19 protein-coding genes are annotated in these 19,965 nt (G+C 73.5%); 11 read left to right on the forward strand and 8 right to left on the reverse strand.

All coding sequences use genetic code 11. The features are described from left to right. Window positions 1-27: 27 nt before the first annotated feature. Window positions 28-1,467 (forward strand): purine-cytosine permease family protein, encoded by a 1,440-nt coding sequence (locus Dvina_RS09525; RefSeq protein ID WP_223102058.1) that lies wholly within the window; start codon window positions 28-30, stop codon window positions 1,465-1,467. On the opposite strand, the gene codA is transcribed toward Dvina_RS09525, so the two are convergent. The 4 genes from codA to Dvina_RS09545 form a co-directional block, all read right to left on the reverse strand. Further along, window positions 1,442-2,710, reverse strand: a complete 1,269-nt coding sequence (gene codA, locus Dvina_RS09530; RefSeq protein WP_223102059.1) for a cytosine deaminase — start codon at window positions 2,708-2,710, stop codon at window positions 1,442-1,444. The two genes, Dvina_RS09525 and codA, sit on opposite strands and share 26 nt — an antisense overlap. Next, window positions 2,707-3,924, reverse strand: a complete 1,218-nt coding sequence (locus Dvina_RS09535; RefSeq protein ID WP_223102061.1) for a Rieske 2Fe-2S domain-containing protein — start codon at window positions 3,922-3,924, stop codon at window positions 2,707-2,709. Before Dvina_RS09535 ends, codA begins: the two co-directional genes overlap by 4 nt. A 435-nt stretch (window positions 3,925-4,359) precedes the next feature. Continuing rightward, window positions 4,360-5,577: an acyl-CoA dehydrogenase family protein gene (locus tag Dvina_RS09540; protein WP_223102063.1), complete on the reverse strand. Its 1,218-nt coding sequence runs from the start codon at window positions 5,575-5,577 to the stop codon at window positions 4,360-4,362. After that, window positions 5,577-6,599 (reverse strand): phosphotransferase family protein, encoded by a 1,023-nt coding sequence (locus tag Dvina_RS09545; protein WP_223102064.1) that lies wholly within the window; start codon window positions 6,597-6,599, stop codon window positions 5,577-5,579. Before Dvina_RS09545 ends, Dvina_RS09540 begins: the two co-directional genes overlap by 1 nt. A gap of 220 nt (window positions 6,600-6,819) precedes the next feature. On the opposite strand from Dvina_RS09545, the gene Dvina_RS09550 reads away from it, so the two are divergent. The 9 genes from Dvina_RS09550 (at window position 6,820) to Dvina_RS09590 (ending at window position 15,049) form a co-directional block, all read left to right on the forward strand. Next, on the forward strand, window positions 6,820-7,560 hold the full coding sequence (locus Dvina_RS09550; protein WP_223102066.1) for an ACT domain-containing protein: 741 nt from the start codon (window positions 6,820-6,822) through the stop codon (window positions 7,558-7,560). Continuing rightward, entirely contained in the window at window positions 7,560-8,084 is a 525-nt protein-coding gene (locus tag Dvina_RS09555) for an ACT domain-containing protein (RefSeq protein WP_223102067.1), read from the forward strand. Before Dvina_RS09550 ends, Dvina_RS09555 begins: the two co-directional genes overlap by 1 nt. A 107-nt stretch (window positions 8,085-8,191) precedes the next feature. Further along, the gene (locus tag Dvina_RS09560) at window positions 8,192-9,469 is read left to right on the forward strand and encodes a cytochrome ubiquinol oxidase subunit I (RefSeq protein ID WP_223102068.1); all 1,278 of its coding nucleotides are present in this window, start codon (window positions 8,192-8,194) and stop codon (window positions 9,467-9,469) included. Beyond that, the gene (locus Dvina_RS09565; RefSeq protein WP_223102073.1) at window positions 9,466-10,362 is read left to right on the forward strand and encodes a cytochrome d ubiquinol oxidase subunit II; all 897 of its coding nucleotides are present in this window, start codon (window positions 9,466-9,468) and stop codon (window positions 10,360-10,362) included. Before Dvina_RS09560 ends, Dvina_RS09565 begins: the two co-directional genes overlap by 4 nt. A gap of 58 nt (window positions 10,363-10,420) precedes the next feature. Beyond that, window positions 10,421-12,013 carry a thiol reductant ABC exporter subunit CydD gene (cydD, locus tag Dvina_RS09570; protein WP_223105426.1) on the forward strand — a complete coding sequence of 531 codons (1,593 nt, stop codon included), beginning with the start codon at window positions 10,421-10,423 and terminating at the stop codon, window positions 12,011-12,013. Between the two features lie 318 nt (window positions 12,014-12,331). Further along, window positions 12,332-12,472: a hypothetical protein gene (locus Dvina_RS09575; RefSeq protein ID WP_223102074.1), complete on the forward strand. Its 141-nt coding sequence runs from the start codon at window positions 12,332-12,334 to the stop codon at window positions 12,470-12,472. A 3-nt stretch (window positions 12,473-12,475) separates the two neighbouring features. Then, window positions 12,476-12,634, forward strand: a complete 159-nt coding sequence (locus Dvina_RS09580; RefSeq protein WP_223102076.1) for a hypothetical protein — start codon at window positions 12,476-12,478, stop codon at window positions 12,632-12,634. Window positions 12,635-12,642: 8 nt separating this feature from the next. After that, window positions 12,643-14,349 (forward strand): ATP-binding cassette domain-containing protein, encoded by a 1,707-nt coding sequence (locus tag Dvina_RS09585; RefSeq protein ID WP_223102078.1) that lies wholly within the window; start codon window positions 12,643-12,645, stop codon window positions 14,347-14,349. A gap of 22 nt (window positions 14,350-14,371) precedes the next feature. Further along, window positions 14,372-15,049, forward strand: coding sequence for a permease prefix domain 1-containing protein (locus tag Dvina_RS09590; protein ID WP_223102079.1), 678 nt, complete (start codon window positions 14,372-14,374; stop codon window positions 15,047-15,049). A 116-nt stretch (window positions 15,050-15,165) separates the two neighbouring features. Here Dvina_RS09590 and Dvina_RS09595 read toward each other — a convergent pair whose 3' ends face one another. Next, entirely contained in the window at window positions 15,166-15,501 is a 336-nt protein-coding gene (locus tag Dvina_RS09595) for a PadR family transcriptional regulator (RefSeq protein ID WP_223102080.1), read from the reverse strand. 643 nt (window positions 15,502-16,144) lie between these two features. Here Dvina_RS09595 and Dvina_RS55120 point away from each other — a divergent pair. Continuing rightward, window positions 16,145-17,434 carry a hypothetical protein gene (locus tag Dvina_RS55120; RefSeq protein WP_223102082.1) on the forward strand — a complete coding sequence of 430 codons (1,290 nt, stop codon included), beginning with the start codon at window positions 16,145-16,147 and terminating at the stop codon, window positions 17,432-17,434. Here the strand turns inward: Dvina_RS55120 and Dvina_RS09605 are convergent. Genes Dvina_RS09605 through Dvina_RS09615 form a run of 3 tightly spaced genes read right to left on the reverse strand, consistent with a single transcriptional unit; the run spans window position 17,424 to window position 19,854 of the window. Beyond that, complete coding sequence (locus Dvina_RS09605; protein WP_223102084.1) at window positions 17,424-18,506, reverse strand: S8 family serine peptidase; 1,083 nt, start codon at window positions 18,504-18,506, stop codon at window positions 17,424-17,426. The two genes, Dvina_RS55120 and Dvina_RS09605, sit on opposite strands and share 11 nt — an antisense overlap. Further along, window positions 18,503-19,681: a hypothetical protein gene (locus Dvina_RS09610; protein WP_223102085.1), complete on the reverse strand. Its 1,179-nt coding sequence runs from the start codon at window positions 19,679-19,681 to the stop codon at window positions 18,503-18,505. The genes Dvina_RS09605 and Dvina_RS09610 overlap by 4 nt, the downstream gene beginning before the upstream one ends. Further along, window positions 19,681-19,854 carry a hypothetical protein gene (locus tag Dvina_RS09615; protein WP_223102086.1) on the reverse strand — a complete coding sequence of 58 codons (174 nt, stop codon included), beginning with the start codon at window positions 19,852-19,854 and terminating at the stop codon, window positions 19,681-19,683. The genes Dvina_RS09610 and Dvina_RS09615 overlap by 1 nt, the downstream gene beginning before the upstream one ends. Between the last annotated feature and the right edge of the window lie 111 nt (window positions 19,855-19,965).

Raw genomic sequence — 19,965 nt, forward strand, 5'->3', positions numbered from 1 at the left:
GAGCGATCGAACCGAACGGAGGCCGCCATGGCCGCAGCTGACACCGAAGTCCACGTCATCACCGCCGAGGTCCGCGAGGGCACCTACGGCGGCAAGGTCGCGGCCGTCGAGCCGGGCGGCGCCGAGCTCATCCCGCTGTCCGACCGGCACGGGCGGCCGCTGGACCTGTTCTGGACGTGGATGTCGCCGAACCTCGAGTTCGCCACGATCTTCGTGGGCGTCATCTCGATCCTGTACTTCAAGCAGTCGTTCTGGGCGGCCGTCGCGGCGATCGTGGTGGGTACCGGGCTCGGCTCGCTGACCCATGGGGTCCTGTCGTCGCGGGGGCCGCGGGCCGGCGTACCGCAAATGATCCTGAGCCGTATCGGGTTCGGGCACCTCGGCAACATCCTGCCGGCCGGGCTCAACGCCGTCGTGGCGGGCGTCGGGTGGTTCGCCGTCAACAGCGTGTCCGGCGCGTTCGCGCTGGCCACCCTGACCGGCTGGGACAAGCTGCCGTGCCTGTTCATCGTGGTGGTGGCCCAGGTCGTCATCGCGTTCTTCGGGCACAACCTGGTGCAGGTCTTCGAGCGGTACGCCTTCCCGGTGCTCGCCGTCGCGTTCCTGCTCGCCGTCGCCTGGACGTTCGCCAAGACCGACCCCGGGGCGGCCGCCGCGAAGGGCGGCGGCGGCATCGGCGGCTTCCTGCTGACGGTCGGCGCCGCATTCGGCTACGCGGCCGGGTGGAACCCGTACGCCACCGACTACACCCGCTACCTCGAGCCGGACACGAGCCCGCGGGCCGTAGGGCTGTGGGCCGGCCTGGGCGTCTTCGTCTCCTGCACGGTCCTGGAGGTGGCCGGCGCCGCGTCCGTGACGATCCCCGGGCCCATCGGCGACAACCTGACCGGCAACTTCACCCAGCACCTGCCGGTCTGGCTGGCCGACGTCACGCTGCTGGCCATCGCCGTGGGGGCGGTCTCGGCCAACGTCATCAACATCTACTCGGGCGCGATGTCGTTCCTGGCGCTGGGCATCCGGCTCCCACTGAACCAGCGGCGGGCGATCGTCGCGCTGATGTTCGGCGTGGCCGGGTTCGTCCTCGCCTGGACGGGGCTCAAGGACGCGGGCGCGAAGTACGAGGGTTTCCTGCTCGTCATCTCCTACTGGATCGGCCCCTGGCTGGGCGTGTACCTCACCGACTGGTACCTGCGGCGGGGCAAACGGGTCGACGGCTTCCTCTTCGACCGGCGGCACAACCCGTGGGCCGGCGTGCTGGCGATGGCGATCGGCATGGCGGTGTCGGTCCTGCTGTTCTCCAACCAGCAGGACTACACCGGGCCGGTGCCGGCGCACGTCAAGCAGTTCGGCGACTCGACCTTCGAGGTCGGGTTCGTCGTCTCGGCCGTCCTCTACTGGATTGGCTTCCAGCTGCAGGGCGGCAAGGACCGCGAGGAGACGCTCACGTTGGCTCCCGCAGGAAGCTGACCGGCTCCTCCACGCCGTTCCACCGCACCGTCGTCTCGGCCGGTCGCGTGCGCGCCACCTCGCGGCCGGCTCGCAGCACCAGGTACCGCGGCGCGACCAGCCGCACGGCGTCCACCTCGGACGGCGCGTCGAAGACGACCAGGTCGGCCGGGCCGCCCTCCCGCACCCCGTAGTCCTCGAGGCCCAGCGCGGCCGCCGGGTTCACGGTGATCATGTCGATCAGCCGGCGCAGCTCGGCGTCGCCGCTCATGTGGCCGAGGTGGGCGAGCACGAACGCCGCCTGCAGCGGGTCGCCGTAGCCAAGCGGGTACCACGGGTCCATGATCGAGTCGTGGCCGATGCACACGTTGACGCCAGCCTCCTGCAGCTGCTTGACCCGCGTGTGCCCGCGGCGCACCGGGCCGGTGTCGAAGCGGCCCTGCAGCACGGCGTTGTCCAGCGGGTTGGTCACCATGTGCAGCCCCGCCCGGGCGATGTTGCCGACCAGGCGGTAGGCGTAGGCGGCGTTGTACGAGTGCATCGCCGTGGTGTGGCTGGCTGTGACCCGGCCGGTGAGGCCCCGCCGAATCGTCTCGGCCACCATCACCTCGATGAAGCGCGAGTGCTCGTCGTCGGTCTCGTCGCAGTGGATGTCGACGCGCAGCCCGTGCTCGTCGGCCAGCGCGAACGCGAAGCGGACCGACTCGACGCCGTCCTCCCGGGTCAGCTCGTAGTGCGGGATCGCGCCGATCACGTCGACGCCGAGGCCGACCGCCCGGCGCATGAGGTCGCGGCCGCCGTCGTAGGACAGGATGCCCTGCTGCGGGAATGCGACCAGCTGCAGGTCGATCGTGCCGCGCACCTCCTCCCGGAGCTCGGCCAGCCCGCGCAGCGCCCGCAGCTCGGGGTCGCACACGTCGACGTGGCTGCGCACGGCCTGCACGCCGTTGGCCAGCTGCCACCGCAGCGCCTGGGCCGCCCGTGCCTTCACGTCCTCGACGGTCAGCTCCTTGACCCGCTCGGCCCACACGGCGATGCCCTCGAAGAGCGAGCCCGACACGTTGGGCCGTGGCTGCCCGACGGTGAGCACCGCGTCGAGGTGGATGTGCGGCTCGACCAGCGGCGGCGTGACGAGCCGGCCGCCGAGGTCGATCGTGCGCGCGGCGGGCCCGGACGACGACACGATCCGGCCGTCGGCGATGGCGATGGCGCGCGGCGCGGTCTCGCCCGCCACGAGCGCGTTATCCAGCCTGAGGTCGATCATTCGCCAGCTCCCCCAGGGTTCGCCGCCCGCTCGCGGAACCTCACGAGCTCGCGGCGCAGCGCCACGCCGAGCCGGTCGGCCCGCACGTGCAGCTCGTCGCGCATCCGCAGCGGCAGGCCGGTCAGCGTCATCGTGCTCTGCAGCGCCAGATCCTCGGCCAGGACGGCCTCCTCGAACGCGCACTCGCGCGCCACGACGTCGGGGCCGGGCCGCTCGGCTCCGCCGATGCCCCACAGCAGCATCTTCGTGTAGATGCGGGTCCGGGTCAGCGACTCGGGCTGGGCGAAGAACAGGATCGTCTTCACCGCGCCCGCGTCGAGCTCCTCGAGGCGCAGCATCAGCTGGAACGGTGCGCGGTACACGTACGTGGCCCGGCGCCGCTGCCGCACCGGCCGCACCCCGTCGAGCACGCCCGGGTCCTCCGGGTTGTCGAACCACTGCTCCTGCACGCTGCGGCACCCGTCCGGATCGCCCTGCACGGTGTACTCCGGCACGGCCCGCTCCTCCCCGGCGCCGAACGTCCCGGCGTGCACGAACGGGAAGTGGGCGACGTCGAGGAAGTTGTCCGCGACCACGGCCGCCGCGACGCTGGTCCGGGCCGGCGGCAGCCAAGCGCCCGCGAACTGTCGGTCCTCGCGATCGGGATCGTCGAACAGCTCCGTCAGCGGCTCCTGCGGGGCCAGCCAGACGAGCCCCCAGCGCGTGGTCACCGCATGCGGGGCCGGCTCGACGTGCAGATCCTCGTCCACGCTCCAGGCCTCGCCGAGCAGCTCCGCGGTGAACGGCAGCTCGGCGACCAGCCCGACCGGATGCCACGCCCGCCGCAGGGCCGAGTCTTCGTTGGTGCACAGCTCGGGCGGATCGCCGGGCGCCGGCGTCGCGCGGTCGAGCCAGACGCGGCCGTCGCGCTCCTGCACCGCAGGCCCCGGCGGGAGGTCGGCGCGCGGCGGGACGGCCTGGCCGGGCGCCGACGGGATGGCCACGCAGCGCCCGTCCGGCCCGAACTCCCAGCCGTGGTAGGCGCACCGCAGCGTCCCGCCGGTCGGGGTCGCCGCCGACAGCGGCACGAGGCGATGCGGGCACCGGTCGGCGAAGGCCCGCACCGGCCCGCCGTCGGCGAACCGGACCAGCACGAACGGCAGCCCATCGAGCTCGACCGCGAGGGGTCTGGTCGTGACATCGGCGCTGCGCGCGACGGGCGTCCACTGGCTCACCCGATCATCATGCGCCCCGGATGTTTCGGTCGGAACCGCTCCCGCGGGCCAACCGCGCCGGTCAGCGGTTACAGCCGCCGAGCGTCGCACCGTGACGCACCGGGCCAGGCGACAGGCTCGGCGGGCACAGGAGCGGAGGCAGCACACCTGTCGTCGCGAGAAGGCGCTCGCTACGAGAAGACTCCGGTCATACGGCGCCGTCGTGAGGTCGGCCAGTCAACCGCTTGGTCGCGGGCCGGAGGGACGGCACGCGGATGTGCGTGCCGTCCCATGGTGCCGGTGGCGGCGGGCCTCGGCGATGAGGACTGCTTGCCGGTGCCGGTGCCGGGCTTCGGCGGTGCGGCTCGGCCGGCCATTGGAAGGCCGTTCGCGGGGGCGTGGATCGTGCGGGGGCGCGGGTGGAGGCGAAGCCTCCCCCGCCGCGAGCGAAGCGAGCTAGGAAGCAGCGTATTTGCGCAGTTCGCGCCTTGCCAGGGAGGCTCGGTGGACCTCGTCGGGGCCGTCGGCCAGGCGTAGGGTGCGGGCGTTCGACCAGAGGGCGGCCAGCGGGGTGTCCTGGCTCACACCGGCGGCGCCGTGGGCCTGGATGGCCTTGTCGATCACCCACTCGGCCATCGACGGTACGGCGATCTTGATGGCTTGGATCTCGGTGTGGGCGCCCTTGTTGCCCACGGTGTCCATCAGCCAGGCGGTCTTCAGGACCAGGAGGCGGGCCTGCTCGATGCGGACCCTGGACTCCGCTATCCACTCCTGGATGACGCCCTGCTCGGCCAGGGGACGGCCGAAGGCCGTGCGCTCGTTGACGCGGATGCAGAGCAGCTCCAAGGCGCGCTCGGCCATGCCGATGAGGCGCATGCAGTGGTGGATGCGGCCGGGGCCGAGGCGGGCCTGGGCGATGGCGAAGCCCTGGCCCTCGCCGGCGATGAGGGCGTCGGCGGGGACGCGGACGTTGTCGAACACCACCTCGGCGTGCCCGCCGTGGGACGCGTCCGTGTAGCCGAACACGTGCATGCCGCGCTTCACGGTGATGCCGGGGGTTTCCCGCGGTACCAACACCATTGTCTGTTGCCTGTGTCGTTCGGCCGTGGGATCGGTCTTGCCCATGACGATGAGGACCTGGCAGTTGGGGTTCATCGCGCCGGACGACCACCATTTGCGGCCGTTGATGACGTAGCCGTCGCCGTCGCGTTCGATGCGGGTCGCGATGTTGGTGGCGTCGGAGGAGGCCACGTCCGGCTCGGTCATGCAGAACGCCGAGCGGATCTGGCCCTCGAGGAGCGGCTTGAGCCAGCGGTCCTGCTGCTCGGGCGAGCCGAACTGGGCCAGGACCTCCATGTTGCCGGTGTCGGGGGCGGCGCAGTTGAGGGCCTCGGGGGCCAGGCTGGGACTGCGGCCGGTGATCTCGGCCAGGGGGGCGTACTGGAGGTTCGTGAGCCCGGCGCCATGGGTGGTGTCGGGGAGGAAGAGGTTCCAGAGGCCGCGCTCCCGGGCGGCGCGCTTGAGGTCCTCGATGACGGGCGGGCGCGCCCACGGGTCAGCGGCCGACTCGAGCTGCTGGTCGAGGATGGGCTCCGCGGGGTACACCTCGTCGTTCATGAAGTCTGTGAGCTTTTCGTGCAGCTCGGCCGTGCGCGTGTCGAATCCGAAGTCCATCAGCTCTCTCCGTTGATCGCTGCGATGCCCTCGTCGAGCAGGGGCGGGACGAGCGCCCCGATCTCGTCGAAGCCCTTGCCGACGGTCTGGCCGTGCGTGAAGCGGTAGTGGATCCCCTCCAGGACGACGGCCAGCTTGTAGCAGGCCAGGCCGACGTACCAGTGCAGGTCGTCGCTGAGCGGGGCGGTGCGGGCGTAGCGGGCGAGCAGGTCGTCGCCGCTCGGGAAGCCGGCCGCGGCGCCGAGGCCGTCGGCTATCGGGTTGCGGCCGACCTTGATGCGGTCCAGGACGTTCCAGTACGCCAGCAGCAGCCCCAGGTCGGTCTGCGGATCGCCGATCGTGGCCATCTCCCAGTCCAGGACGGCGGCGACGTGCAGGGTGTCGAGGTCGACGATGAGGTTGTCGAGGCGGTAGTCGCCGTGCACGATGGCCGGGCGCGGGCTGGCGGGAATCGTCGCGGCGAGCCGCTCGCGCAGGGCGTCGGCGGCGGGCAGGTCGCGGCTGCGGGAGCCCTCGAGCTGCTTGCTCCACCGGCGCACCTGCCGCTCCAGGAAGCCCTCCGGCCGGCCGAACTGCGCCAGCCCGGCCTCCGCGGGGTCGACCAGGTGCAGCTCGGCGAGGGTGTCCATCATCGCGAACGCGACCCGGCGGCGGCCGTCCGCACCGAGCGGATCGGTCTGCTCGCGGTGCCTGAGGACGGCGCCGGGCACCCGCGACATGAGGTAGAACGGCGCACCGAGCACCGTGTCGTCTTCACACAACAGCAGCGCCTCCGGTACCGGCACAGCCGATGCGCCGAGCGCGGAGATGACGCGGAACTCGCGGGCCATGTCGTGCGCCGTGGCGAGCACATGGCCCAGCGGCGGCCGGCGCAGGACGAACACCTCGTTGAGGACGTACGTCAGGTTGGATCGGCCGCCGGCCACGAGCTCGGCGGTGAGCGGCGCGCCGACCAGGCCGGGGGCCTTCGCATCCAGGTAGGACTGCAGGCGGGGCAGGTCGAGACCGGGCGGGGTGGTCATGCGCTCAGTCCATGGTTGAGACACGTTCTCTGTCAAGGCAGTCGCGGCAATGTGTCCGGGTTTGCCGCTTTCCGGGCATCGGCAAACGTTCCGCTGCCGACACCGCTGCGAAACGGCGCGGAAACTCGCGGTAGGCAACCTGTGCGCAGTACCGGAGAGCAAGGCGTACACCAAAGGCGGCGTGCACCTCAGCCACAGGACGAACGGGAGGTCGACTCAGATGCTGCTACGGCTGAGAGTTGCACTACCCGACCGTCCCGGCTCACTCGGGCAGGTTGCCCGGACGCTGGGTGTGGTCGGCGCGGACATTGTTTCGGTAGTAGTACTGGAGCGTGTCGGCGGCCGTGCGGTGGACGACTTCACCGTTGCATGGCCGGCTTCGGGCTCGGTCGACCGCGTACTCACCGGCCTCGCCGCGATCCCAGGCGTGCGCGTGGACGGTGTGTGGCGCGGCACCGAGCTCTCGGAGCCGAGCAGCGGCCGCGAGGTCGCGCTAATCGGACAGGTGGCGGCGAACCCCGATCACGGCCTGGCGACGGTCGTGGACGCGGCACCGGCACTGTTCGGCGCGGACTGGGCGGTCGCGATCCGGGTCGGATCCGACTGGGCGGGCGGCGGCGCGCGCGCCCGGGCATGGTCCGACTCTTCGGTGGTCAGCGCCAGTTGGCGCGCTCCGGATGTCCCCCCTCAGGTGGACATCGCACCACTCCGGCCCCGTGCGTTGAGCGCAGCTGACGGCGTTTATCTCGCTGTCGCGCCTTTCCAGCGCGGAGGTCTGGTCCTTGTTGTCGGACGCGGCGGGGCGGACGGCGACGCGGGAGCACCACCGTTCCACAGTTCCGAGGTGGGACGGCTGGCGCAGTTGGTCGGTGCAACCGCATCTGTGCTGGGGGATCGGCTGGCGGGGCCGGGTTTGGCGGAACTTGGCCCCGCCGGCACAAACTCCTCACGGGTGGCCTGATGGGCCTCTGGCGAATCCGGGCCACAGTCGACGACCGGCCCGGGTTCCTGTCGGTGCTCACCGCGTCGCTGGCCCTGCGGAAGGTCAACATCCTCTCCGTGCAGGTGCACACCACCGAGTCGGGCGCCGTCGACGACTTCCTGGTCGAGGCGCCGGACGGCCTGTCGCGGGCCGACCTGGCCGACGCCGTCATCCGCGGGCGCGGGCGCGACGCCTGGATCGCCCCGGCCGACGTCCGCGGGCTCATCGACGAGCCCACCCGGGTGCTCGCGCTGGCCACCAAGGTGCTGGACGGCAGCGCCTCGCTCGAGCAGGCGCTCGACTCGCTCCTCGGCGATTGCGACATCTCCTGGCGCTCCACCGGCGCCGGCGGCTTCACGGCCACCGGCATGCAGTTGGCCGACCCGGCGGGCGGCATGCTCTACATCCGGCGTCCGGCCCCGGCCTTCACGCCGGCCGAATACGCCCGCGCCCAGGCCCTTGTCGAGCTGACCCGCGCCGCGTCGAGGCACACCGCCGCCTGAGACCAGCCTGAGAAAGCCCCCTCGATCCGTCGAGGGGGCTTTTTCGTTGTGTCTGTCTACGTGTAGCGTGTCGACATGTCGGTCGGGTACATGTCGGGGGGCGACGTATGAGCGCGTTGGAGTACGCCCGGATGCAGTTCGGGCTCACGGCGTCGCTGCACTTCACGTTCGTCATGGTCACGCTCGGGCTGGTGGTGCTCGTGGCCGTCATGCAGACGCGGTTCGTGGTGACGGGGCAGGACGTGTACGGGCGGATGGCCCGGTTCTGGGGGCGGCTGTACGCGATCAACTACGCGGTCGGGATCGCGACCGGGCTCGTCATGGAGTTCGAGATCGGGCTCAACTGGAGCGGGCTGTCGCGGCTCACCGGCGATGTGTTCGGGGCGCCGCTGGCGCTGGAGACCCTCGTCGCGTTCGTGCTCGAGTCGACGCTGCTCGGCATGTGGATCTTCGGCTGGGGGTGGCTCGGGAAGCGGCTGCACCTGGCGCTGATCTGGGCAACGGCCGCGACCGCGCTGCTGTCGGCGTTCTGGGTGATGGTGAGCAACGCGTTCCTGCAGCGGCCGGTCGGGTACACCATCGATGCCGGCGGCACCGCCCGGCTGACCGGCTTCGGGGCGCTGCTCACCAACAGCGCACTGTGGTTCGCGCTGGTGCACGCGGTCGCGGCCACCATCGTCGCCGGGGGAGTGCTCGTCGCCGGAGTGTCGGCCTGGCGCCTTCGCCGGAGCCTGGCCGGGCCCGACCACGAGCTGTTCCGGCGCTCGCTGCGGCTCGGGATCCGGGTCGGGCTGATCGGGACGTTCTTCACCATCGGGTTCGGGTACGCGCAGTTCGGCTGGATCGGCGCCAGCCAGCCCATGAAGATGGCCGGCGGCGGCGAGCGCGCGCTGGAGCGGCAGGCCGAAATGGTGCAGCGGTTCGGCCCCGGAAACTACCTGGTCAGCGACAACGTGGGCGCCGCGCTCGGGTTCATGGTCATGGTGGCCAACCTGCTGTTCCTGATCCTGGTCGTCGCGCAGGTGCTGACGTACCGCGACGTGCTCATCCGCAAGCGCTGGGCCCGGCCGGTGTCGTGGCTGCTCACCGCGCTCATCCCGATCCCGGTGCTGGCCGCGCTGGCCGGGTGGTTCGTGCGGGAGGAGGGCCGCCAGCCCTGGGCGGTGTACGGGCTGCTGCGCACCGCCGACGCCGTGTCGCCGATGAGCGCGGGGGCGCTGCGACTGTCCACGTTCCTGTTCTCCGCGCTGGTGATCGCGCTGGCGCTCGCCGACTGGTGGCTGCTGGCCCGGGCCGCGGCGCGAAAACCCGGCGGCGACCCGGACGCCGCGTTCGGCCAGGAGGACGACGGCGTGCGTATCGACAGGCAGGAGGTCACGGTGTGAGCACCCTCTGGTACTGCATCCTCGGCGCGATATTCGTCGCCTACTTCGTGCTGGGCGGGCTCGATCAGGGCGTGGCGATGCTGCTGCCGGCGATGCGCGGCGACGACGCGCGGCGGCGGGCGCTCAACGCGATCGGGCCGATGTTCCTCGGCAACGAGGTCTGGGTCGTCGGCGCGGCCGGCGTGCTCATCGCCGCCTTCCCGCGGCTGGAGGCCGAGCTGTTCCACGGGGCGTATCCGGCGCTCATCGCCGCCGTCCTCGGGCTCGTCGCGTTGAACGCCGGTGTGCAGCTGCGCTCCCGCGGCCGGCGGCGGGGCGGGTTCGACGCGCTCATCGCCGCGGCCGGGCTCACCCTCGCCGGGGCCTGGGGCCTGGTCTTCGGGTTCATGCTGCACGGCCCGGGCGCGTTCACCGCGCCCGCCGTCTGGCTCACCGCTGCGGCCAACGTGCTCCTGGTCGTAGCGCACGGGGCGGCGTTCCTGCGACTGCCGCTGCTGAGCCGAGCCGGTCCGGTGGCCGGCGCGGCAGTGCTGCTGGCCCTCGGCGGGTGGTACCTCACCGCGCCCGAGCACATCCGCAACCCGGCGCTCGCCACCGCGCTCGCACTCGCCTGCGCGGGCGCGGCGGTGGCATCCGCGTTCGCCCCGAAGCCGTGGGTGTTCACCGCTGTGGCCTGCGCCCTACCGGTCGTCGCGGCCGCGTCGGCGCTGTTCCCGGGCGTGCTAGCGTCCACGCTGGACCCGGGCGCGACGGTGACCGTCGACGGGGCGGCCGCCGGCGAAGCGACGCTGCGGCTGCTCGCACTCGGCGCGGCGCCGCTGCTCCCGGTGCTCGTCGCCGTCCAGGCCGCCGGCTGGTGGCTCTTCCGGCGCCGGACGTCTCTGTACTGGTAGGGCGGCGCGACACGTGGACAGAAGACTGCTGCGGATCGGCCCGGTCCGGCGCTACGCGATGGTGCTGGCCGGATCGGCGCTGGTGGCCGCGGTGCTCGTGGTGGCCCAGGCGGTGGGGCTGGCGACAGTGCTGGTGGCCGCGGCCGACGGGAGGCTCGATCGGCACGCGCTGACGATCACCGCGGCGGCCGTACTGCTTCGAGGACTGCACACCGGCGCGCTCACCGCGATCGCCGGGCGCGCGGCCGCCGGGGTGAAGGCGCACCTGCGCGAGCAGCTCCTCGACGCGTCCGCGCGGCGCGGGCCGGCCTGGCTCAGCGGGCGGCGGGCGGGGGAGCTGGCCACGCTGGCCGGGCGCGGGGTCGACGGCCTCGACGGATACCTGACCGGGTATCTGCCGCAGGTCTTCCTGGCCGCGTTCGTCCCCCTCGCCACTCTCGGCTGGCTCGCGTTCACCGACTTCGCCTCGGCCGTCGTCGTCGCGCTCACCCTGCCGCTCATCCCGGTCTTCGGCATCCTCGTCGGCAAGTCCACCGGCGCGCGGACGCAGCGCCAGTGGCACGAGCTGACCCGGCTCGGCGGGCACTTCCTGGACACGGTGCGCGGGCTGGCGACGCTGCGCGCGTTCGGGCGCGAGGCCGCGTACGTGCGGCGGGTGCGGGAGAACGCGGAGGGGTACCGGCGGGCGACGATGCGCACGCTGCGCCTGGCGTTCCTGTCGGCGCTGGTGCTGGAGCTGGTGGCCACGGTCTCGGTGGCGCTCGTCGCGGTGCCGGTGGGCCTGCGCCTGCTCGACGGCCGGCTCACGCTCGGTGTCGCGCTGGCGGTGCTGCTGCTGGCCCCGGAGGCGTACCTGCCGCTGCGGGCGCTCGGCGCCAGGTTCCACGCCAGCCAGGAAGGGCTGGCGGCGTCGGCGGAGATCGATGCGGTGCTGGATCGGGCTCCGAACGCCACGACCGAGGCCCGGCTGCCGTCACCCGACGCGCCGATCGCGCTAGACGGGGTGGAGGTCCGCTACGGCGACGTCGTCGCGCTGCGCGACGCCACGCTGGCGATCGAGCCGGGTGACCGGGTCGCGCTCGTCGGGCCGAGCGGCGGCGGCAAGTCGACGCTGCTGTCGCTGATCCTGGGCTTCACCGAGCCGGCCGCCGGGCGCGTCCTCGTCGGCGGCGCCGACCTGCGCGATCTCGACTCCGCCGCGTGGCGGGCCCGGCTGGCCTGGCTGCCGCAGCGGCCGCACCTGTTCGCCGGCACGGTCGCCGACAACATCCGCCTGGGCGCGTCCGCGCGCAGCCTGGACGACGTCGTCGCGGCCGCGCGGGCCGCCGAGGCCGACGGGTTCGTGCGGGCGCTGCCGGACGGGTATGACACGGATCTCGCCCTCCACGGCCTCTCCAGCGGGCAGCGGCAGCGGCTGGCGATGGCCCGGGCGTGGCTGCGCGCGGACGCGTCGGTGCTGCTGCTCGACGAGCCGACCGCGCGCCTGGACCCGGCCAGCGAGGCGGCGATCGTCGCGTCGGCGGCCCGGCTCGCGACCGGGCGGACCGCGCTGCTCGTCGCCCACCGCCCCGCGCTGCTGACGATCGCCACCCGCATCGTGACCGTCGACGGCCACCTCACCGAGGCCCGCCGCCCGGTGGTGGCCGCATGAGGCTGGGCTTCGGCGTCGTGCTGCGCCTCGCCTTCGCGGGCCTGCTCGGCGTGCTCACCGAGGCGGCCGGGATCGGCCTGGTGGGCACGGCGACGTGGATGATCGTGCGCGCGGCCGACCGGCCGCCGTTGGCCGCCCTCGCCGTCGCGATCGCCTCGGTGCGGCTGTTTGCACTGCTCAAGGGCGGCATCCGGTACTCCGAGCGGCTCGCCGGGCACGATGTCGTCCTCCGGGTGCTGGCATCGCTGCGCACCCGGGCGTTCGCCGCGCTCGTCGACCGGCGCGGCGTCGTCCCGGGCGCCGCGCCGGGTGACGGGCGTGGCGTTGCCCGTGGCGCGGCGCCTGGTGATGGGCGCGGTGTTGTGCGTGGCGGCGCGTCTGGTGATGGGCGCGGTGTTGTCCAGGGCGACGCGTCGGGTGATGGGCGTGGTGATGCTTCGGGTGATGTGCGTGGTGTGATTCGTGGCGATGCGCCGGGTGGCCGGCGTGGTGTGGTTCGTGGTGTGGCGCCGGGTGGCCGGCGTGGTGTGGTTCGTGGCGCGGCGCCCGGTGGCCGGCGGGGTGTTGTCAGTGGCGATGCGCTGGGTGGCCGGCGTGGCGTTGTGCACGGCGATGTCTTGAGTCGTGTGGTGTCCGATGTGGACGCCGTGCAGGACCTTCTGCTGCGCGCCGTCCTGCCCGCCGCCGTCGCCGCCCTCGTCGGGGCGCTGACGGTCGCCGGGTTCGCGCTCGTCTCCACGCCCGCCGCGCTGCTCCTGCTGGCCGGCCTGCTCGTCGCCGGCGTGCTGCTCCCGATGCTCGCCCGGGCCATGTCCGGCCAGAGCACCGAGCTCGCGACCGCGCGGGCATCGGTTGTCGAGTCTACTGTGGACATCGCGCACGGCGCGGCCGAGCTGCTGGCCTTCGGAGCCATGCCCGCTGCACTGGCCGAGGCGTCCGCGCGGGGGCAGCGCCTGGCCCGGCTGGAGACGCGCGCCGCGACTGTCGGCGGCCTCATCGCCGCGGCGGCGGCGTTGGTGCCGTCCGGGAGCGCGCTGGCCATAGCCCTGCTCGTGTCCGGGCCGTCGGTGCCCGTCCTTGCGCTGATCGCCCTGACGGTCGGCGAGGTGGTGGTGCCACTCGCCGCCGCGTCCGCGCGGCAGACCGAGGTCCGGGCCGCGGTACGCCGGGTGCGCGAGTTCGTCGACGGCGTGCCCGAGCAGTCACCGTCCCGCCCGCATCCGAGCGACACGGACGTGACCGGCAGTGACGCCGCGGGCGGGTGGTGGGCGCGCGGGCGCGTCGACGGCGCGCCCGAGTCGTCGCCGTCCCGCCCGCATCCGAGCGACACGGACGTGACCCGCGGTGACGCCGCTGGCGGCCGGCGGGCGCGCGGGCGCGTCGACGGCGCGCCCGAGCCGTCGCCGTCCCGCCCGCATCCGAGCGACACGGACGTGACCGGCAGTGACGCCGCGGGCGGGTGGTGGGCGCGCGGGCGCGTCGACGGCGTGCCCGAGTCGTCGCCCCGGCCGCATCCGAGCGATACGGCGCCGGTCGGTGGTGACGCGGCGGATGGCCGGCGGGCGGGTGGCTTCGGGGACGGCGCGGTGGTTGTGGAGTCGTCGCGCCGGCGGTCGGGCGACGCCGGTCCGGTCGGCGGGGGCGTGTTCGGCGGGCAGCGGGTCTGGCCCGAGCCGGTCTCGCTGCGGCTGGAGGGCGTCTCGGTGCGCTACCCGCACGGTGCCCGCGACGTGCTCAGCGCGGTGGACCTCGAGCTGCCGGCCGGCCGGCGGGTGGCGGTCGTCGGGGCGAGCGGGTCCGGGAAGTCGACGCTGCTGGCCGTGCTGGCCGGGGGACTGGAGCCGACGGGCGGGCGCGTTGAGGGCCGCCCGGCCGGCGCCGAGCCGTGGCAGGTGGCCGGCGGTGTCTTCGCCGACGCGCACGTCTTCCACGCGACCGTGCGCGAGAACCTGCTGCTCGACCGGGACGGCTTCACCGACGACGACCTGCGGGCGGCGCTCGGCGCGGCCGGGCTGGTGGAGTACGGCGAGCGCCTCGACGAGCTCGTCGGCGAGGACGGCGGCCACCTGTCGGGCGGCCAGCGCCAGCGGCTCCTGCTGGCCCGCGCGCTCGTCGACCCGCCGCCGGTACTGCTGCTCGACGAGCCCACCGAGGGCCTCGACCAGGCGGCGGCCGCCGCCGTCCTCGCGACCGCGCTGCGGGCGGCCGGCGAGCGGACCGTTGTCGTCGTCACCCATCGCCGGGCCGACCTGGCCGGCTTCGACGAGATCGTGACCGTCGACGACGGACGAGTGACGATCGTCCCGGGTGCTTCGGGACTTCTGGCACTGACGTGAACGCTGTGGGATTCTGGGAGACGTGGGTGTGCCCAGACCCGTCCGCCCGATCGACGCCTACGTCGACGACCTGAACGCGGCCCTGCGCGGGCCGCGGCGCCCGCGCGCGGAGATGATCACCGAGGCCCGCCACAGCCTCGAGGACGCCGCGCTCGCCTTCGCCGACGACGGCCTCCCGGACCTCGCGGCCGAGCGCCGCGCGGTCGCCGAGTTCGGGACGCTCGACGAGGTCGCGCCGGCCTACCAGGAGGAGCTCGCGGTCCAGCAGGGCCGCCGCACCGTGACCTGGATCGCCCTGGCCCTGCCGCTGGTCAACGTCCTGGCCCCGCTGATGTGGTGGGACAGCCCGTGGAGCCGGACGGACAACGTGAAGCCGTACTACTGGCTGCTGGTCGACCACTTCATGTACACGTCGTTCATAGCCGCCGTGATCGCCGCCCTGGTGCTTGTCGGCTTCTCGCGCGGCAGCCTGCGCTACGCCCGCCTGGTCGGCGTGGGCGCGGTGACGTTCCTGCCACTGCACGCGCTCCTCGGCGCCGCGGTGCTCGGCCTGAGCCTCTACCAGTGGCCGGCCGCGGTGACCTGGCCGCCGCTGATCGCGGGGATGGCCTTCAACCTGGGCGCGTTCGTCTACGCGGGCCTGCTGTCGGTCCGGTGCGTGCAGGTCACGGGCGGCCTCAGGACCCGCTCGGTCGCGTAGCCTGCCGTCGCTTCGTCGCTTCGTCGCTTCGTCGCTTCGTCGCTTCGTCGCTTCGTCGCTTCGTCGCGGGTGTCGGCTCGCGGGTTGTCGGCTCGCGGTCGCCGTGCTGCAGTCGGTCAGTTCGCGGGGGCCGGTGGGGGCATGAGGACCGCACCGATGGTGTCGGTGAACTCCTGCCAGGCCGAGCGCTCCTCGGACAGCACCTTCCGGCCGGCGCTGGTGAGGCGGTAGGTGCGCCGCTCGCGGCCGCCGACCGTTGACCAGGCGCTCTCCACGTAGCCGGCCCGTTCCAGGCGGCGCAGGGCGGGATAGACGGTGCCGGTGGGCAGCGACAGCGTGCCGCCGGAGCGCTCCTGGAGGGCTTCGATGATGGCGTACCCGTGGCGGGGTTCGCCGTCGAGCACCGCGAGCAGGAGTGCGTCGAGATGCCCGCGTAGCGCGTCCGCCTTCATGTGTAGCGAGTCTACGGGTTCCAGGTCCGTACCGCTATGGCAGGGGGTTCGGGCCCGTGGCCTTGGCTTCCGGCGCGCGGACCCGGCTCGTCGTCGCTCGGGCGCGTCGCTCGGATGCGCGGCTCGGGCACGTGGCTTGGACGAAGGGCCCGGGCGCGTGGCTTGGACGGGGGGCTCGGGCGCGTGGCTCGGGCGCGTGGCTCGGGCGCGTGGCTTTGCGTCGCTCCCACGCGGGGCTTGCGGGCGGGGACGGTCGTGGCTCGGGCGCGTCGCTCGGGGGCGTGGGCGTTTGGCGCGTAGGCGCAGGTGTGGGTCCGGGCGGGGGCGAGGCGCCGGCACGAGGGCGCGGACGGTTGTCGCTCGGGCGCGTTGGTCGACGGCGTGGGTAGTTGTCGCGCGGGCGCGGGCGGGGATGTGGGCGTGGGGGATTGGATGCTTGTCGCGCGGGGGCGGGGCGTGGGTGGTGCTGCGGGGCCGGGGCGTGGGCTTGGATGGTTGGTTGTCGAGTGCGTCGCTCGGGAGTTGGGTGGTTGTTGCGCGGGCGGGGCTGGGGCGGGGGAGCGGGGCTGGTCGTTGGGGGGCGGGTTTAGGGATTGTGGGCCTGGGCAGGACCGGAGCGTTCATACGATCTGGGGGGAGCGGCATGAGGGGGCGGACGGGGACCGCGCGGGGCGTGGACCGGCAGTGGCCGACCGGGCTCGGGGTGGCGCTGGCGATCGCGTCCGGGCGGATGCTGGCGCAGCGTCGGGGAGTACAGCGGCCGGCTCTTTGGGGGTTTGGCAATGCCGGTGCCGTTGATGCGGGCGCGGTCGCGTCGTGGCTGACCGGGCAGCTGCCTCCGGGGGAGTATCAGGGGCTCGTCATCGGCTCGCCGCACGGCGCGGCGCTTCATCTCGCGGGCGCGCTCGGGGTGCCTTGGCTGCCGGCCGCTTTTGAGCTGGCGACTCCGGACGTCGCGCGGCGCAGTGGGAGTGTGGGGAGTACCGCCGAGGACAACACCGCAGCGGCGGACGCGGGCGAGCGGGGCGCGGGTGCGGTCCTCGCCGCGAATCCGGACGTCGCGGTGCGTCAGGTGTACGACCCGGTCTGGCGTGGCTGGTCGGCCTCCGCGGCGGCGTATGCGGTGGTGCGGTGGTTACGGCTGCCCGCCGCGTACCGCGACTGGATCGCCGACCACCTGCGCCCGGGCGCGCCGATCATCGTCACGCGCGACGTTGGCCGGTGGCCGACGGTGGCCGGGCGGCCCGGGTACGCGTTCCAGCTCGGCAGCCGCGCCTCCGGGCTGACCCCCGACGACTACCTCGACCGCCGCGCGGTCGCGGTCCTGGGCGAGCCTGCGGTGGACAGCGACGGCGAGCAGAGCGTCGATCGCACCCTGGTCGAGGACCTCCGCCGCTTCGCGTCCGCGCACGGCCACCCGGTCCGCCAGATCCTGTACCGCCACCCGGACGTCCTGAGCGGCGCGGTGGCCGACCTGTACCGCACCTGGCTGCGCGCGGGCGCGCGCACCGGCAACCGCCTCGTGGTGGAGTGCGGCCGCCTCCTGGACCCGTGGCACGTGATCCGGGCGGGGCTGGTGCCGTACTGGTGCGAGTTCCCGCTCCGCTCGGCCGTCCGCGCCGCGTCGTGGTGGCTGGCCGGCAGCGAACCTTTCACGAGCGTCGACGTGTACCCCTCCCCGCCGGGCCTGACGTTGCCGACGACCGCCCCGGCCGCCGACTGGGACGCCGTCGCGGCGTTCGCGACCCGCCACGGGGCGGTGGACGCCCGCTGCGCCCGCGCGTATCCGACAGGCACCGTCCCGCCGCACCATACGACCCAGGCGCTGCGGGCGCAGCCGTCGGACCTGCCGTACCTGCCGTATCTGGACGCGGGGGCGGCGTTGACCGGGCTGGCCGACCGCGGTCAGACGGACGGCCTGCTCATCCTCTGAGCCGCCGACGCACCACGACGAGGGCCAGCACGCCGACGAGCACCGCTCCCGCGCCGGCCGCCCACTTGGCCGTGTCGCCGTCCGCCTTGGGCCGGGGCGGCTCGGCGGTTTCCGGCGGTGGCGGTGGGGTGGACGGGAGCTGTGCGGTGAGCGCGGCGACGGGGTTGACGATGCCGAAGCCGTACTCGTCGTCGCGGCCGGGCTTGCCCTTGTCGGTGGCGGTGGCCGTGATGCGGTGGACGACCGCGGCGGCGGGCAGGTCCGGAAACCTGGCCCGGACGAGCGCCGCGACCCCGGCCACGATGGCCGTCGCATCACTCGTCCCGGTGCCCAGCCGATACTTGTCGCCGAGCCCCACGGACATGACCTTGACCGCGGGCGCGGCCACGAGAACCTCCGGCCCGGTCGCCGCGATGTCGGCATGCGCACCACTGCTGTCGGTCCCACCGACGGCCAGAACGCCGGGAAGCCTGGCGGGGAACGCGACCGAGGTCGACGCCGGTCGGTTGCCTGCCGCAGCCACAACCACCACATCGGACCGCAGAGCGCGTTCGATCGCCTTCTCGAGCCGATCGTCCTCACCGGTCTGCGCGGCGATACAGATGACCTGGGCGCCCTGGTCGATTGCCCACTCAACACCGGCCGCCATCGGCTCCGGCGACCCGAACCCGTCCTCGCGCGTGATGACCTTCAGCGGCAGGATCGTCGCCTTCGGCGCCACGCCCAGGACGCCGCCATCGTGCTGGACCCCCTGTCCGACGATCAAGGCGGCCATTGCCGTGCCGTGCCCGATCCGGTCGCTCCGGCCGTCGCCGTCGTTGCCCTCACCGAATCCCTTGCCGGGCCGCACGGCCCCGGCGAGCTCGGCGCGTGTGTCCTCGACCCCCGTGTCCGCCACCGCGACGATGACGCCGTCGCCCTGACTGAACTGCTGCGCCTCCGGAATCCGGAGCGCGGCCAGGTGCCATTCGCTGTCCCGGATGCTGTCGGCGCCGGCCGGAGTCGGGTTCGCGACGAGCGCGAGCATGACCGCCGCCAGCACCGCACCGGCGCGCCGTCGCCGGCCGGTCAACGATCGATTCCCAGCACGCCGGGGCCGGGGTCGTGCGGTCGTTCAGGGGGCGCCTCGATCACCGGGGGCACGCCTTCCCGCACCGGCCACCGTTCGTCCTGGTCGCCCTCGGTCCGGCCGGCGCGGCGTCGCTGGCGGTACGCCTCGTACGACGGGTCCCGGTAACCGTCGGAAGCTCCGCGTGCTCTGTGCGCGCGGGTCTGGTCGGGTGCGATGATCTGGCTTCCGGCAGCTCGGCGTCGAGCGGTGGGCGGGGTAGCTCCGGCCCGTTGGACGGCTCCGCCGATCGGTGCTGTCGTGGATGGCGGCGGCGCTACCGAAGTGCTCGGCGGTTTCGGCGCGCTGATGACCCCGCCCGGGCCGAGGACCGACGGCGCCGTGGGTTGGCTCGACGTCGGGTGACTCAAGCTGGTTCCCGGGCCTCCGCCGATCAACCCGGAGAAATCCGGCTGCGGTGCCGGCGAAGTCCAGTCGCCGGGGCGGCCGGTCAGGACCGGGCCTGTGCCGCCGCCGATCGGGCCTGCGGTGGTCGGGCCGGCGTCGGTGAGGGCCGGACGCGGCGGGTCGAACACCGGCGCCGGGAGCAGCGTCGATTGCGCGCTCCCGCTCGACGTGCGGCTTTCGAGCCGAGCGATCCCGCCGCTCGGCGCGCCGGGGTCGACGGTTTCGGTGCTGTCGGCCGGGGCCAGCATCGGCTCGGGCAGGGGCGTGTCGATCAGGGCGGTTGCCTTGACGATCGTGGCGTCGGTGGTGATGAGGGTCTGCCTGGCCTCGCGGTCGAGGTCGGGGCGGCCGACGGTGATGGGTAGGCCCGGGGCGGTCGGGTGTTTGTGGAACTCGGTCATCAGGGATTCGAGGAGGCGGCGGGCGTCGCGGAGGGCGGCGTAGGTCTGGTCCACGCCGGTCGTGATGCGGCTCGTGGCGGCGGCGGTTGTGGTCATGACGTCGAGCAGGCCATTGATGCGGGCTACGAACGCGGCGGCGGCCTCGCTGCGGTCCGGGGGCCAGGACTCGGTCAGGCGGTCGCGGTGGGTGCGGAGGTTGTCGCGCTGCTGTTCCAGGGCCGCGCGGAGGCGGTTCAGGGTGTTGACGTGGGTGAAGCCGGCGTCCGGATCCTCGGCGGCCAGGGATCTCCACAGGTCCGGGAGGCGGTAGGACAGGTAGGTCTCCGGCATCAGCGGCCGCCCTCGACGGTCAGGTCGGTGCGTGCCTGGGCGTCGGCCTCGGTGTACGCGTCGGCTATGGCGTGGGCGGCCTCCGCCATCGCGGCGCCCTCGTGGATGAGGGTGTCGAGGACGTCGAAGAGCTCGATCAGCCGGTCGCGGTAGGTGAGCGCGGCCCGGTGCACGTCCGGGCTGGCCGTTGCGGTGCCGAACAGGCCGGCCGCGGAGAAGAGGTGCAGGGTTTGGGTCTTCTCGCGGACAGGTGGACGTCCAGGTCGTGCTGGAGGTCGGTGGCG

The organism is Dactylosporangium vinaceum (assembly GCF_019904175.1).
Classification (GTDB): domain Bacteria; phylum Actinomycetota; class Actinomycetes; order Mycobacteriales; family Micromonosporaceae; genus Dactylosporangium; species Dactylosporangium vinaceum.